The organism is Novosphingobium marinum, assembly GCF_013408095.1.
GTDB lineage: Bacteria > Pseudomonadota > Alphaproteobacteria > Sphingomonadales > Sphingomonadaceae > Novosphingobium > Novosphingobium marinum.
Genome location: NZ_JACBZF010000003.1, coordinates 255230 through 270273, shown reverse-complemented (window position 1 = coordinate 270273; position 15044 = coordinate 255230). Strand labels below are relative to the sequence as shown.

At 60.5% G+C, this 15044-nt stretch carries 9 protein-coding genes; 5 read left to right on the top strand and 4 right to left on the bottom strand.

Annotation, left to right across the window (positions count from 1 at the left end; all coding sequences use genetic code 11):
* Window positions 1–9: 9 nt before the first annotated feature.
* From FHS75_RS10615 to FHS75_RS10595, 5 genes are all read left to right on the top strand, one after another.
* Entirely contained in the window at window positions 10–888 is an 879-nt protein-coding gene (locus FHS75_RS10615) for a LysR family transcriptional regulator (protein ID WP_067684037.1), read from the top strand.
* Window positions 889–1383: 495 nt separating this feature from the next.
* Window positions 1384–2778: a chromate efflux transporter gene (chrA, locus tag FHS75_RS10610; protein ID WP_179407687.1), complete on the top strand. Its 1395-nt coding sequence runs from the start codon at window positions 1384–1386 to the stop codon at window positions 2776–2778.
* A 23-nt stretch (window positions 2779–2801) separates the two neighbouring features.
* Window positions 2802–3719 carry a DUF1259 domain-containing protein gene (locus FHS75_RS10605; protein WP_229735545.1) on the top strand — a complete coding sequence of 306 codons (918 nt, stop codon included), beginning with the start codon at window positions 2802–2804 and terminating at the stop codon, window positions 3717–3719.
* Window positions 3720–4449: 730 nt separating this feature from the next.
* Window positions 4450–5472, top strand: coding sequence for an IS110 family RNA-guided transposase (locus FHS75_RS10600; RefSeq protein ID WP_067677962.1), 1023 nt, complete (start codon window positions 4450–4452; stop codon window positions 5470–5472).
* Window positions 5473–5925: 453 nt separating this feature from the next.
* Window positions 5926–6963: a hypothetical protein gene (locus FHS75_RS10595; RefSeq protein WP_179407686.1), complete on the top strand. Its 1038-nt coding sequence runs from the start codon at window positions 5926–5928 to the stop codon at window positions 6961–6963.
* A 339-nt stretch (window positions 6964–7302) separates the two neighbouring features.
* On the opposite strand, the gene FHS75_RS10590 is transcribed toward FHS75_RS10595, so the two are convergent.
* The 4 genes from FHS75_RS10590 to FHS75_RS10575 all read right to left on the bottom strand — a co-directional run bounded on the left by FHS75_RS10590 (window position 7303) and on the right by FHS75_RS10575 (window position 14974).
* Window positions 7303–9630, bottom strand: a complete 2328-nt coding sequence (locus FHS75_RS10590; RefSeq protein ID WP_160734385.1) for a GmrSD restriction endonuclease domain-containing protein — start codon at window positions 9628–9630, stop codon at window positions 7303–7305.
* A 186-nt stretch (window positions 9631–9816) separates the two neighbouring features.
* A complete protein-coding gene (locus FHS75_RS10585) occupies window positions 9817–10656 on the bottom strand; it encodes a phosphoadenosine phosphosulfate reductase family protein (protein ID WP_082836103.1) in 840 nt (279 codons plus the stop codon).
* A complete protein-coding gene (locus tag FHS75_RS10580; protein WP_066558475.1) occupies window positions 10653–14021 on the bottom strand; it encodes a hypothetical protein in 3369 nt (1122 codons plus the stop codon). The genes FHS75_RS10585 and FHS75_RS10580 overlap by 4 nt, the downstream gene beginning before the upstream one ends.
* Window positions 14018–14974, bottom strand: coding sequence for a DUF4007 family protein (locus FHS75_RS10575; RefSeq protein ID WP_066558474.1), 957 nt, complete (start codon window positions 14972–14974; stop codon window positions 14018–14020). The genes FHS75_RS10580 and FHS75_RS10575 overlap by 4 nt, the downstream gene beginning before the upstream one ends.
* Between the last annotated feature and the right edge of the window lie 70 nt (window positions 14975–15044).

Genomic DNA, 15044 nt, shown 5'->3' with positions numbered 1-15044 from the left:
GGAACCGGAATGTCCCTCCTGCAGTTGCGCACCTTCGTCGAAGTCTACCGCCGTCGTTCACTGAGCGAGGCGGCCCGGGCAATCGGCATCACCCAACCGGCTGCTTCGCAGCACATCGCATCGCTCGAGGCGCAACTGGGCCGTCCCTTGTTTGATCGCCATTCACGGGGTGTTCGACCAACAGTAATTGCCGACGATCTCGCGGCTTCGATCGGAAGCAGCCTCGACACGGCGGAATCGGCACTGGCCAGCGCGCGGGCCCGATCGTCGCGCATCTCGGGCACGGTCCACATCGCCGCGCCGTCGGACCTGCTGGGAGAGATGATCACGCCTCGACTGGCTCCGCTGCTGGAAGCAGGGCTGGACCTGCGCCTGCATATCGGCGGGCGCGAGGCGCTTTATGCCATGCTCCTCGAAGACAAGGTGCATCTGGCCGTCACCGCCTCGCAACCCGAAGAGCCGCGGTTGGCCTTCCATGCGCTGGGCGAGGAACACCTGCGCGCCATAGCCTCGCCCGCCGTGGCGAGCCGGATTGCCGAATTGCCGCTGGTCGAAGGGCTTAATCAAACAGCCCACCTCGCCTACGATCTTGACCGGCCGCTGCTGCGGACCTGGCTCGAGGCGAACCAGATCGAGCTGACCAGCCAGCCTGCCTTGACCGCGCCAGATTTGAGAGTGTTGCGATCCGGATTGTGCGCGGACCTCGGCTGGACGGTACTGCCCGGCTATCTCACCCGCAGCGAACGCGCAGCCTGCACGCTGATCGAGATACCCGCCCCGGTCACGGTGCCGCTCAACGCTTACTACCTCGTGTGGGCACGCTCATCGCTGCGACACCCGCGCGTGGCCATGGCTCGGGACGCCCTGATTGCTGCACTCCGAATATAATTGTGGCCACGCCTGCTCGGCCGTCAGCGCAATGTCGGGTCTGAACCGGTTTAGCGCTGGCGGAAAGAATGGCGGCTTTCGGGATCGTCGGCGACAAGGCCGAACGGCCGGACGGGGGCGCAATCCGGACACACGGGCAAAGCCTATTATTGGAAATTCTCCACAGTTGGTGTGGCGAATTCCAGGAACTTGCGGGTTGCCCCTTCACAAACACTGGCGCGCCCGGCATGAATATGATGGGCACTGTAATCATTGGGGAATTTCAGTTCCCCTACCCCGATAATGTCCGCTTCGCGCCCCCATTCCGGAAATCGGAGATACAAATGCCGATCTCGAAAGCCGACATTCTCCAAGTGCAAGGCAGACTGTTCGCGTAAGGCTTTTGACAACACCAGATCAATGATCTAGCAGTTTGACTTCGGGCACTTATTCCGGCGCCCGGTAAGGCAATGCGCCCAAGTCCGGCTCGATGAGCTGTGTGCGAAGGACGCGTTGATGAATTCTCCCGCTAATTCAGGTTCCGTAGAACAAACTCCGATCCCGTTTTCCGAAGGGGTGCGTGTCTGGGCGCGCGTGGCCGCGTTGAGCTTTGGTGGACCAGCGGGCCAGATCGCGGTGATGCACCGCATTCTAGTCGATGAAGAGCGCTGGATCGGGGAGAACCGGTTCCTGCATGCGCTCAATTACTGCATGCTCCTGCCCGGACCGGAAGCCATGCAGCTTGCCACCTATATTGGCTGGTTGCTCCACGGCGTTCGCGGTGGCCTCGTCGCAGGATGCCTGTTCGTCCTTCCCGGCTTCCTCAGCATTATGGCGCTTAGCGTGCTCTATGCCAGTTTTCAGGAGGCCAGCTTCGTCCAGGCGATTTTCTTCGGCATTAAGGCGGCGGTGCTCGCCATAGTCATCGAGGCCCTGCTGCGCATCGGGAAAAGGGCATTGAAAACTTGGCCCATGTATCTGATTGCCGCCGCAGCCTTCGTGGCGATATTCGCATTCGATGCACCTTTCCCGCTGATTATCGCGGCCGCCGCGCTGGTCGGTTTTCTTGGAGGGCATTTCGATCCTGCACGGTTTCTGGTCATTCGCGCCCGTGAAACGACCGAGGACGGGGAGAGCGAGCCGGAAGCCGTGCTTCATACAGGTGGCATGGCGAAAGCGCAGCCTACATGGCGCGGAGCAGTCCGCACGGCCTTGATCTGGGGCAGCATCTGGGCAGCTCCCATAATTGCGCTGATCCTTCTTGTTGGCCCAAATCACGTGTTCACGGAACTGGCGGTTTTCTTCTCCAAGCTCGCGGTCGTGACATTCGGGGGCGCGTATTCCGTGCTGGCCTATATGGCGCAGGAAGCCGTGCAGACGCATGGCTGGCTTGCCCCCGGTGAAATGCTCGATGGGTTGGGCATGGCGGAGACCACGCCGGGTCCACTGATCCAGGTCGTCCAATTCGTGGGGTTCATGGGGGGATATCGCGAAGCAGACATGTTAGGCCCGGTGGCTTCGGGCATCGCGGCTTCGGTCATCGTCACGTGGGTCACGTTCGTGCCGTGCTTCCTATGGATTTTCCTTGGTGCGCCATTTATCGAAAAACTGCGCGGCGTGAAGCTTCTGACAGCGGCGCTTTCGGCGGTGACGGCAGCAGTCGTCGGTGTGATCCTAAACCTTGCCATCTGGTTTGCGCTGCACGTTGCCTTCGCACGGCTTGACGAGGTTCGAGGTTACGGCGCACGCCTGCTCGTGCCGGACTTCGCCACGATCGACGTCGCCTCCGTCGTCATTGCCGCTGCGGCCCTGATCGCCATGCTGCGCTTCAAGATCGGGATGTTGCTCGTTCTCTTCGTGAGCGCACTCATTGGGTCGCTGTATTACCTCGCAACGATGGCTGGCACCTGAAATCACATCCAAGGAGAACTAAGATGAAGCAATTACGCAGAACATTGTTCGTCGGCGGCTTGGCTCTATCGCTATCAGCGATGTCGGCGGCTCTTCACGCGCAGGATAATCTCGGCAATCTCGAGGCGCTAATTTTCGAGGCATCGCACTCGGAGGTCACCATGACCGACGATGGGGTCGCACGCATCGGTTGGACGCGCGCCGACGTGCCGGTGATGGTCGACGGCATGCGCCTCGATCCCCCGGCAGGTCTCGGCTCATGGGCTGCCTTCAAACCCGTCGATGGCGGAGTGATGGTCATGGGCGACACGGTCGTATTCGAGGATGAGATAACAGCCGCGATGGACGCTGCCCTCGCCAACGGGTTGACCGTCACCGCGCTGCACAATCACTTCATATTCGACGATCCGCCGGTCTATTTTATGCATATCGGCGGGCATGGGGAAACCGCCAAGTTGGCAGCGGGTGTAAAAGCCGTCTGGGATGCCATCAAGGAAGTGCGCGCCGCCTCGCCGACGCCGCAGCGCAGTTTCGGTGGCATGACGCCGGATGCAAACGGCACGATCGAAGCCCTGGCGCTGAGCGAAATCTTGGGCACCGAGCCAAGCATCGCCGATGGTGTCGTGAAATACACCTTCGCTCGCCAAGGCCGCATGCACGGCGTTGAGATCGGTGGTTCGATGGGGCTTACGACCTGGGCGGCGTTCTCGGGCACCAACGACCTTGCCGCCGTGGATGGTGACTTCATCATGACCGAGGACGAAGTCCAGCCCGTGCTCCGCGCACTGCGCGAGCGGGATATCCATATCGTAGCATTGCATAACCACATGATCGGCGGTGAACCGATGTTTTACTTCCTCCACTACTGGGGAGTGGGTCCAGCAAAAGAGCTTGCAGCGGCGATTGCTGCTGCCCGTAACGAACAGGCCGAAACCGGATAGGCGCAACCATTCCGATAAAAATCAGTAAGGCAGCGATCGCTTGCACCTCATTGCGACAGGCATTGTCTTCGAAATGGCCGGGACGTGAGTTATGTCGTTAACTTTACGGGGTTGCCTTTGAATGCGATTTGGGTTGCGAACGGATTGTCCGTTTCCTTAGGAAAACGCCCGAAACCAGACTGTCTCGAAGCGGCCCCAAAATGGCTGAAGCGCATAAGCTGAGTCGACGGCAGATATCGGGAAGCAGGAGGCTGTCTCACATGGCCGCTTTGGCGTCGCAATCTGCTGGTCCGCTTCTGGCACAATCCACACTTGGTCTTAACGGCGAGAACGGGGTGGAAAGCTGACACTTGAACTTACAGCACCGGGCTGCCTGAAGATAATGCGAACCAGGCAGCTCCTATGAATGCCAACACTTCGAAGACCAACAAAGGGCGCCAAGCGCGACACTGTTGAGATGTCACTTTGCCGCCCCGTTCCAGACGAGCCACCGAGCCAACAAACCCGAGCCAATTGATGATTAGCAACGGAGCCAAAACAGCTTCGCGTGAAACGAGCGGAACCGCAACAAGGCTGGCAGACGCTATAAGAGAAACAACGGCGAGGACTAGAAACAGGCGCATCCCGGCAAGCCTCTCACGGCAAGCGAACGTCCGCAATTGTTGCCGTGGACGGCTCTCCATCCCTTGGGGGATAATTCCCTCGAGTGAGTCGGAAAAGGAGAGCGAAGATGGAGACAGTTGCGGTAGTAGGCGTGGACCTGGCGAAGTCGGTTTTCCAGATGCACGGGGTAGACGAGAGCGGCGCGGTGGTACTGCGCAGGCGCGTCTCGCGGGGTCAGTTCGTGAAGCTGTTTGCAAAGCTGCCGCCGTGTCTGGTGGGGATGGAGGCGTGTTCCTCCTCGCATCACTGGGCCAGACAGCTGATGGCGCTGGGCCACGAGGTGAAGCTCATGCCGGCCCAGTACGTGAAGCCCTATCTCAAGCGCGGCAAGAACGATGCCGCCGATGCCGAGGCGATCTGCGAGGCGGTAACCCGGCCCACCATGCGCTTCGTTGGCGTGAAGTCGCCCGAGCAGCAGGCAGTGATGATGCTGCACCGGGTGAGGAAGATCTTGACCCGCCAGCGCACCCAGCTGACCAATGCCCTGCGCGCGCACCTTGCCGAGTTCGGGATCACCGCGCGTGTCGGAAGGCTGGGCCTCGATCGCCTGCTCGCTGTAGTGGCCGATCCCAACGATGACCGCCTGCCTACACAGGCACGCGAGAGCTTGGCTGTGCTCGCCAGCCAGCTGGAGATGGTGAAGGAGCAGATCCTCGACAACGACCGGCGGATCATGGCCGATGCCCGCAGGAGCGAGGCGGGTCGCCGCTTGATGAAGATCCCTGGGATCGGACCGCTGCTCGCCAGCGCGATCGTCGCCTCGGTCGCGGACCCGGCGATGTTCTCCAATGGCAGGAGCCTGTCGGCGTGGATCGGGCTGACCCCGCGCCAGAACTCGAGCGGCGGCAAGGAGCGGCTCGGCTCGATCACCAAGGCGGGCAACGGCTATCTGCGTGAGCTGCTGGTGATGGGCGCGATGGCGGTCGTGCGCCATGCGCAGCGCAGCAGCGCGAAGCGCCCCTGGCTGGCCCAGTTGCTCGAACGCAAGAAGCCCAAGGTGGCCGCGGTGGCGCTGGCGAACAAGAACGCCCGGATCATCTGGGCGATGATGACAAGAGGCGAGAGCTACCGCGAGATGCAGGCCGCCTGAAGACACGCGCCTTGCGGCGCTAACAGAGTTGGAAGGGGCATGAATGAACTGATGCAACAAGCCGGTTGAAACCGCCGGAGCAGGACAACCCGAACGACCCGAGCACTTTGAAGTGCGTGCAATTGGACAGGGACCTGAACCGCGCGAAAGGCATCAAGGCCAGCGGTCCATGTGAACCGCACACAAAGGCCGGACACATGGGCGCCTCAACACGCTACGCTAAGTTCAAACTAACCCTTGCCAACGGAGAGCCGTCCACACAGGGGTCGGAAGCGGAAGTTCCACTTTTAGAAAAATTTGGTCAAAAGTAGCCGGACCGCTAGTGGCCCCGAAGTTGCTGACACACCGCATCAGTGCTCGCGGCAAATTTCAGGCTCGAAGGCCCGCCCGGTCAATCTCAGATAATGGGGTTGTTCATGGCAGGTGGCTTTCTGTCCAGACGAGCAGAGCGCGATGGAGGACAGGGATGGGGACGGCATTTTCCACATGTCGGAGCCAGACGACCCATTAACCGTTGGTGTTGGAATGACCCACTCTATTCGTAATTCTCTACTCGCTTGCGCATGCTGCGCTTCTTTAGCGGCCTGCGGCACTACAGATCACGAAGAGAGCAATGCTGAGAACTCGGGCGCGGAGCACGGGCGGCTGCTGACATCTCTGCGTGAGATTGAAGGGTTCTGGCTCATTGAGCGGTTCGAGAATTTCACACCCTCATGGCGAAACGGCACGTCATGGCGCAGCGCATATCTCCAGATCGACGATGACAGGATAACCTACAACGTCGGCTGCAATCAGTCTGGTAATTCAGCTTCCCTCGGTCCGGATGGCATCCTGCGTGATAGCGGCGACGGAACACGCCTGCAGACGCTGCAAGGTTGCGGACCTGCTCGAGAAGCGCGCGACAAGCGCTTCTTCGCTTTCTTCGGCAGTAACCCCGAAGTTCGCAGCATCGGACCGGGGCGCGTTTCCCTAAGAAGCGAGACAGGTGAGTTGGTGCTCATTGAGCCAGATTTCTGGCGCCAGGCGCATAAGCCCGATTTCCGCGAGATTGAAGGGCGGTGGGTGCCGCAAATGTCGACAACCTACGACGGTTGGGGGTCGGCCGGGTTTGGGATTGGAGATGACCCAGGTGTTCTAACGATCGGGCGGGAGCGCCTTTTGTGGTCGCGGTGTCCCAATCTGCAGATTCCTATACGATGGACTGCAGACGCACGGCTGGCAGCGACAGATGATATCGATGTAAGCGCGTGCCCCGCCGTCGGTCGCACGACAAGCAATGGACCGGGAGCGGTAATGATGATGCTGTCCGCCAACCCTGCAGTGATCCGCACCGGAGCAGACAGCATCGTGCTGGTAGATGGATCGGGCGAAGAGGGCCGTCGGCTCGATTTACGATCAGAGGAGAGCGTTCTCGAGCCCCCGCCGCCCCCGCCAATGCCGGAAGGTCACATTCCGCCCCCGGCCCCTTCGCCGCCTGGAAGCTCCCGGTAGCCGCAACAGGTTCGCCTATCCGTACTCAGTGCCATGCACGGGAAGCAACATGCGGGGTTCGTTAACACGCTGCGGTCGGAAAATGATCTCGCAAAAACCGCGTCATCTAGAGGCGCTCCAAGTGGAAGTTTTGCCTTCGCAACCATGGCGGCTGGTCTGAATTGGGGGAGTCAGCGGAAAGGCAGTTTCCCCAGCCCGGTGCCTAAAACCGGACGGACCGCTATCGGCCCAGTTCGTGTCTTTCATCATTTGTTTTTGTAGAGGGTCAAAAGAGACCACCGCACCTATCTCATAGCGCGGCTGTAGCGCACTGACCAAACAGTTCGCTGTTTGAGTCTCTTAATCTAGCCACGGCCGTAAGCGATCCCATGCAATTTCCGCCAACCTTCGCGAGCGTTGACGCACAAATTCCCCGTCCCAGTCGGACGGACATTCGACGAGCGGGATCAACAATCTCGCGTGGGTTGCTTCGGCGAGGATCGCTTCCGATCTTTCGGGCAAGTCATACCCCAACTTTCTGGCTTCTTCGCGCGCGGCCTCGAACGCTTCGGGCGTTCGCGATGCCAAGGCGCGGTAGCTTGCCATCTTTTTCGGTTGGGGATGATTTGACACCACGATGTTGTGGTCGCGATGCAGCAGCGTGAGGTTGCCCAGAGTCTGGAACAGCTCTCGCTCGTCGTAGAGGTCAGCGGGCCAGTCAGTGCTAGCCCCTTGCTGTGGAGCAATGTGCTCGACCTGCATGGGCGAAAGCAGGTTCCACGCGTCCAGCGTCAGGGTTGGATGAACACCTTTCCTGCCTGACACGACCAAACCCGGATTCTTGAGGTCGGGTTCTACGTCGTGCGCCGAAGCTATCAGAAGGAATTTCGCAACCTCGGTCGCGTGCTTGGCTAACAGGCTCGTTTCGACTTTACCGGACCAGCTCCCTTTCTCCGAAATGCCGGCCTTTTCCAGCGCATCGCACAGGACGCGTTTGTAAAGTGCGATGTCGAGCGCGCTCTTGCGTTTGGTGGATGGGTTTCCTGAGAAGGGCCGTGCCGCAAGGGCAGCCTGCCCGTCGCCGGAAAGCATGACATCGCGATACACCGCATCGATGCCCGACGTCGTGCCGAATGCTCCGCGCCAGATCGCAGTGAAGGCAGCGCTCGCCTTGATTGCATCGGCAAAGGCCACCGATTTCTGAAGGCGCTCTTCCGGATCGGCGGATAATGCGGCCCCGAAAAATCTGCTGAGCGGTGGAATCGTGACCGTATGCTTAAGTCCACGCAGAAACTCGAACGCGACCTTCGCCGGCTCGTCGATGTTCGAGAGGCCGCCGAAGCTGGGATTAAGGGTTTCTGCAGGATCCCACGAAGTCGACATGAGATCGGACACATCGCCCAAACGCTTTACGAAGCCCCGCCGAAATTCCGTCCGGGTCTTGTCGTCCGGATCGCCGTATTGTGCGCGCAAGTAACGCCGTTGCTCGTTGAGCTTCTTACCCAGCTTCTGGCCCGTTTCTGCGAGCGCGAAAGCGACAAGAAGTTCGGAGGTCGTGCGCTGCAGCTTGCTCGCGTCCTTGGCGTAGCGATCGACGTATTTCTCGGTCCGCAGCATGTCCGCGTGCGAAGGGGTGGATTGATAATCCTCTAGCCCTTCCGCGTCGATCACCCGGGGCCGAAAGGTTTCGAAGGCGGTGAGCGGTTCGCCGGTCGTATTGAGAGCCTCGAACATATCGAAAGCGTCATCTTCGCCTTCGCTTTCGACAACTGTGAAGGCCATTCGCCTTTGCAAATAGTGAGCAAAAATGATCGCGGCAAAGGCAAGCCGGAAACGCTTGCCCGTGGTCGTCTCGTCATCCTTGCGGAGCCTTTCGGCGACTTCGGATGGGACTTCGAAACCAAAGAGTGCTTCGCCGAAGCCCGCTTTGAGCGCGTGCTCGATCAGGCTGGGCATCTCCTCCTGCGGTTGCACGAGGTCGCGAAGGCGTTTGTTCATATGCCGGAAGACGGCGGCCACATTCTTGTGCGTCGAAGCTTTTTCGCCATCGGGCTCGCTCGGACGAAACTGCTTGGCCTCGGTCTCCTCGTTCTCGATATGCTTGAGGTAGTCCCAAATCAGGCGGGCGATCGCGCTCGAATACCGGGCTTCCGGTTTTGAAGACCACACATCGTCGAAGGATCTGATGAGACGTGGATAGTACCTGTTGAGCGCCTTTCCGCTGCGTTTGTCGAGAATGAAACAATCGCGAAGTTCCGCCATCATCTTCTGAATTTCTTCAAGCAGCCAGGCGCTGCCTTCTTCGTCATCTTTCTCGACCGAGGGCAGGCAGGTCGCCAGAAGATTGTGAATTGCAACAAAAAGCAGAATGAACGTCGAGATGCGCTGCTGGCCATCGATGATCGTCATCACCGGCCGTGGCATCTCGTTCCGGAAATGCGGCTTCACGGTCACATACTGGGTGTCGTGGATCGCGATGATCGTACCGAGGAAGCTGATCGTTTCCTCGCGCTCAGGGAGCAGGCTCAGGCCGTGAAGCGCATCCTCGAACAGTCGATTGACGTTTTCTTTATCCCACCGGTATTCCCGTTGATATGCGGGAATGTAGCAACCCTGCCCCGGGACCTGCAGGAATTGTAAGACGCTTCTTGGATTTGCCCGAAAGGCCTTTTCTACATCGATGGTCAAGAGACCCTACCCCCAGCGGTTGTATCCATGTGCTTTGATTACCTAGCGATATTTCGGCTGGTAAGAAAAGCATGCTCGGGCAAGAGGCAACAGAATTGTGATAGAAGAATTCTCGGACCCGGGACACTCCGAGGCATATACTGGGTGCGGGTTCGCGCCTTCGTTGAGCAGAAAGCTGGCGGCTGGCTATTTGTGGCAGACGAGGCAGCCGCTCTCCTCGTCGGCCAGCATCTGTTCCACCGTCTCATCGGTGATCCGTGCTCGCAGCGGATTTGGCATTCTGCGAGCGAGCGCCTGTGCCTTGCGCTCTTCATGATTACGCTCGATCTCGGAAACCCGCTCCGGCCGCGCCAGTTCTTCGAGACTTTCGTTCTGGGTCCAGGTGAACGGCGAACCGTGCTCGATGGCTGATTTTTCGTAGCGCTTGGCTTCCTCGAAGGCGTCCGGGTGCTCGCGCATCAGCCGCACCCATTCGATTTTCTGCTGGTAAAAGCAGAATGTGCAACCGCTGCGAGAGCGCCAGCGGTAATAGTCCGGCAGGCCGAGTCCGGAGTTTTCCAGCAGGCCGATGACCGATGCCTTGTCAAGACCGGCCTCCCTCAATGGGAAATGGACGTGCATGTTGGGGTGGGTTGCGATCATCCCCGAACGGCTCGGTTCGTCGGCGCGGATCGCGACATAGGAATGCACCTCCACGCCTGCGTCGAGATGCGGTTTGAGCCACTTCTGGAATGGCTGAATTTTCAACTGCCGGGTGCACCAGCGTGTCCGCGGGGAAGGCAGAAAATGGCCGTATTCGGCTAGCCAGAAATCGAAGTCCCGACCAGGGTTGAGCATTTCAATGGGCTTGCCAAGGAAGCCCTCAAGGCGGCCGAGATAATCGTAGACCTCGGGTAGCTCCTTGCCGGTGTCGGTGAAGAAATACCGCACATCGATGTCCGGGCGGTGATCGCGCATCCAGACCGCGAGGGCAGCGCTGTCTCGTCCACCGGACAGACCCAGAACATGCATCGCCTCGCCGGTCACGCTTCCTTCTCCGCGCTGATGGGCACAGTGACATCGCGCTCGCCGTCATCCTCGATATAACGCTGTGCGAGCTCCGCGATCACGGCGAGCACCATATCGGGCTCGAGCTGTGCGGCGTCGAGCGTCTTGCCGATCTCGTCGAGGAGTGGCCCGAGGCGCTTCTGCGCCTCGGTTGCAATCTGTGCTCTGCGGACGACGCTTCGTTCGGTCGACCCGACACCCGCCATCACCATCACCGCGGTCTGGGTCGGTTGCTGGTCGCTGTCGCCGAACAGTTCCACGCGGCGGAACCGGTAGGCGTATTCCGACAGCTGCATCCCCGCCCGACTCGGCTCGAGATCGTGCCACGTCGTCACCGGCTTACCCATCACGAGACCGCAAATTTCCGCCATGCTTTCCGTCGACCCATCGAACTCGGCCAGCCTCGTGATGAAGCCTCGAAGCTTGAGGTCGTCTCCCCCGTGACCCGCTATTCGCTTGGCTCGTTCCACCAACTCGGAGAGATTTCCTGCATCGCGGTGTTTCAGGCCCTCCAGCATCCGGGTTTTCAGATCCTCGATCATGTCTGGGTAAGCGTGATCAAGTTCGCTCAGGACCGTGCGCAGCGCAGGTGCGGTGCCTTCGCCCGAAGCCTCGAGCGCTTCGGGGATGTCGACGAAGAGGAGCTGGTAGGGATCGTCCGCATCTAGCAACAAGCGACGCACATCGATTGCTTGCTTGGAGAGCGTGGCTTGCGCCTTGCGCGACCAGTTGGGAAGGCTGTACGCAAACTGCACGAGCGCCTGTGCTATCTCGAGCGGCTCCTCCGACGGCGCCTCTTCGACGAATTCGCTCGCGACGGCTGCAAACTCCTTCAGCGCGACCGCATTCGCGGCATCGGTCGGAACCGATCTCAGCGCAATATGGTCGGGGTCCTGCAGCAGAAGATCCATGACCAGATCGGATATTGCCGGCTGGAAGGCCTCTTTCGCATAGATCGCAGTGCTGTGACGGCGCGAGAAAAGATAGGTCACGAGCAATAGGGGCATCACGCCTTGCTGCACGCCGTAAGGCGGCTCGCCCCAAGCCCGGTAGATGTCGGCAACACCAACCTGCTCGCCGGCTTCGAGCAGGCCATCGGTTAGCGACCAGAGAGGGGCGAACGTGCTGGTTTCGCCGGGCGGAACGAAGTCCCACCGCTCGCCTTGCCGGACATAGAGACCCGCGCGTTCCAGAACGGTAACCGCTAGGCCCTTCTCGGCCGGATAGCCCTTGATCCCGAAGTGCTGCTCGCCGCGGCCCACTACAATAGCATGCAACAGGGCTCGCAACGCCGCATTGGAATTGCTCGAAGGCCGCCGACGATTGATGAGTTCGGAATGCACGATCGGAGCCTGCCGGAAAGTCCGCCGGGCGATATCGCTTGCTGCTTGCGACAGGCCATAGGAAAGCGACTGCAAATCGAGCGGCTTACCAGTGTCGAACCAGTGCGCGCGCTCGAAACCCTCTCTCAGGAGACCTTCCAGCTGCGCGGACAAATGGGCAATGCGGGCATCGATCTCGCGCCTGGCGGCTGCATCTCCGGCCAGTTCGGGGCTTTCGTTGCGCACGTCTCGCGCGGCTTCGAGCTCGATCGCTGTTTTGCGAATGTCCGCACTGTTCGATGCAAGACCAACAATTACGGGCAGACCGTGCCGATGCTCCGTGCGCGAGACTTCGATCAGACTCGCCTCCGCTTGGCCGGGATCGACGTCGATCCCAGGCAGAAGCAGCAGGAACTTGCCAGCAGCCCCGGCGCTAACCCGAACGTCTTTCGGACCAAGCCCTTGCGGCGCCAGTTCGCCGATTTGTGCGTCGAACCAGCGCGGCGTGCCATATTCGGCGTAATGCCGCTTGGCCAGAATCGGCTGCAGCGAGGCGAGATCGTTCAGAGACGCTATCTCGAGCCGCCCGCGTTCGGCGATGCGGGCCTCGATTTCGCCCTCAATGTCGAAATCGCTGCCGGCATAGATTGCATAGGCGCCGAGATGGCGACGGTAGACCAGCGCCGAAATCTTCACGAGATCGGCAAGCTGCTCTTCGACGTCCGCATCGGAATGACCGAGGCTTGCCGCAATCGTCCGGGATGAGGCTGCCAGACCCGATCCATTGCTGAACAGATCGATGACCGCCACGGTCTTCGCGATCTGCAAGCGCAGGTGGGTGCCGTCGCGGCCCGCCCTCGCTATGGCCTCTGCGGCCTGTGCCCATCGATGGCCGTCGGGCGAAGCCATGATCGCAGGCTCCAGATTGACCTGCAGATAATCCCAAAGTTCTGCCGGTCCGAAGGTTCTTCCCGAGGCGAGTGTCGTGCGCTGAAGGAATTCGGTGAAGCCGCTGGGTTCCGCCGAGGCAAGAAAACCGAACAGGCTGCGTTCGTTCTGGCTGAAGCGCCGCCGGGTGATCGGCCCGAGCAGCGCTGCCGCCGCAGGGTTGAGAGGCCAGCAATCGTCGAGCCTTTCCGCAAGATCCTTGGGCACACCTGGTCGCCGTTCGGCAATCTCGCTGGCAACAATAGCGGCAATTTGATGCGACTGAGGGTGCGAACGCTCTGTCGTGACGGCACGACCGACCAATTCGATGACCTCGTCGACCGCCGTAATGATCGGGACATCCGCAAAGCGGCCCTGAACCTTGCGCCATTCGTCCTGGACGCTTTGCCCGAGGCGATCCGCATAGCGCTCGAAAGCCTGGTGCAGCACGCCCACAACGATAAGTCTTCCCTCGCTGCGATTGGCCGCCTCTGCGAGATCCTGGAAGAAATGGATGTCGACGGCGTGATCGGCAGCACCTTCCAGATATTTGCCCAGTTCGTCGACAACGACGAGAACCCCGCCCTTGGGACGCGCTTCAACCTCGCGTTGCAGCCGCTCGACGATATCGCGCCCGTCAGCGGCTTCCATCCTGGACCGCTTGGTCCGAGCGTGGCCCGGCTCGCCAGCGATTGCGGATGCGACCGCTTCGCGCAGGTCCGCCACCGGGTTGCCCCGCCGACCGCTCACCGGCACGCAGAGCCAGTCTTTGGGCGCACGCCCGAAAACGTCGGCCACTTCGGGCACATCGCCAAGCAGTTGCTTCGCTTCCCTGTAGGCGGGCCCGCGCCCGAGCGAGTAGGAGGCAAGCGCAAGCGCGAGGCTCGACTTGCCGCCGCCGTAAGGGCCCGTCCAGGTGAACGCGCCCTGGCCGTTTGTCGCGAGGCGGAGCGTGGTGGTCAACGCATCGCGCGCCGATCCTTGAAGTACATAGCCGGAGAGGGGATCGGCCTGGCCAAAATCGGCATCGATCCTGATCGATCTTTGGTAGCGCGGGGCGACCGAAACATGGTCTGAGAGATAGGCCTGCGTCATGCCGCGAGCGCCTTGGTGTGCGGATAGGCGCTGGCGATGAAGGAGGCCGGATCAGGCAGGCCTTCTCCCCGCCTGGCAATCGCGCGCACACCTGCGCTGTCGGTCCACAGAAAGGCGCCCTTGGCGACCCTTTCGATATCGACAAGCCGGTCGATCAGCGCATCCTCGTCTAGCTTGAAGATCCGCCCCGGCGATCCGGGCTCGTATACCAGCGTATCGATGGCGAGCGTTGCTTGCTCGGGCGCACGCCTCGCCCAGAAATCTGCAAGCGCAAAAAGGAAGATACCGTCGGGCAAGCCGGGCTTGGGCCCATGGCGGAAAGCGAACGATCGCGATGACACTTCGCGCATAAGGCCAAGTTCGCCAAGTACGGTTTCCACCTGATCGTCAACCGCGCCCGCGCCGACCTTGGCGACATAGGATCTGACAAAGCATTCCACGTCGCGCTTGATCGTTGTGGAGGAGGCCCGCGACCGGTCGAGTTGGGCACACAGCAGCCGGATCGGCTCGGCAATGCCGTCGCGGTCGAACCCATGTGCATTCAGATGGTTGAACGCATAATACCACGTCGTGGCGCGCTCGAAATTGCTGGCGATCTGCCAATGGAGCAGCCATGTGGTCGCGAGGCTTTCCATGAACGGATCGAGACCTGAATCGCGGTCAAAGATGAGATCTCCGAAGGGCGTTGCCTTCAAGGCACCGACACCCCTCTCCGGGTCTTCTTCAATGATTCGGCACGCGAGCGCCCAATGCTTGATCGCCGCAACCATATTCTTGCCGACCCCGAACCGGATGATCCCTTCGTCCTTGTCGAAGGTATTGGGGGCCGGAGCTTCCGAATCCTCGCAGACGGCATCGTAAGCCTTGCGCAGCCACAGCCGCCTCAGCGGGAAGGTTTCATGTCCCGCGAAGCGCGTCTTGACGCCGGGCTGTCCAAGGGGTCCTCTGAGCATGATTTGTTCCTACTGGGGATTTCCCCCAGTTGGCAACCCTGCCCGCGCCTCTTGTACGAAGTTTTAGGCT

What these genes read in the sequence shown, in the direction of transcription:
- FHS75_RS10615 (WP_067684037.1), top strand. Translation starts at nt 10, where the DNA reads ATGTCCCTCCTGCAGTTGCGCACCTTCGTCGAAGTCTACCGCCGTCGT.
- chrA (WP_179407687.1), top strand. Translation starts at nt 1,384, where the DNA reads ATGAATTCTCCCGCTAATTCAGGTTCCGTAGAACAAACTCCGATCCCG.
- FHS75_RS10605 (WP_229735545.1), top strand. Translation starts at nt 2,802, where the DNA reads ATGAAGCAATTACGCAGAACATTGTTCGTCGGCGGCTTGGCTCTATCG.
- FHS75_RS10600 (WP_067677962.1), top strand. Translation starts at nt 4,450, where the DNA reads ATGGAGACAGTTGCGGTAGTAGGCGTGGACCTGGCGAAGTCGGTTTTC.
- FHS75_RS10595 (WP_179407686.1), top strand. Translation starts at nt 5,926, where the DNA reads ATGGAGGACAGGGATGGGGACGGCATTTTCCACATGTCGGAGCCAGAC.
- FHS75_RS10580 (WP_066558475.1), bottom strand. Translation starts at nt 14,021, where the DNA reads ATGACGCAGGCCTATCTCTCAGACCATGTTTCGGTCGCCCCGCGCTAC.
- FHS75_RS10575 (WP_066558474.1), bottom strand. Translation starts at nt 14,974, where the DNA reads ATGCTCAGAGGACCCCTTGGACAGCCCGGCGTCAAGACGCGCTTCGCG.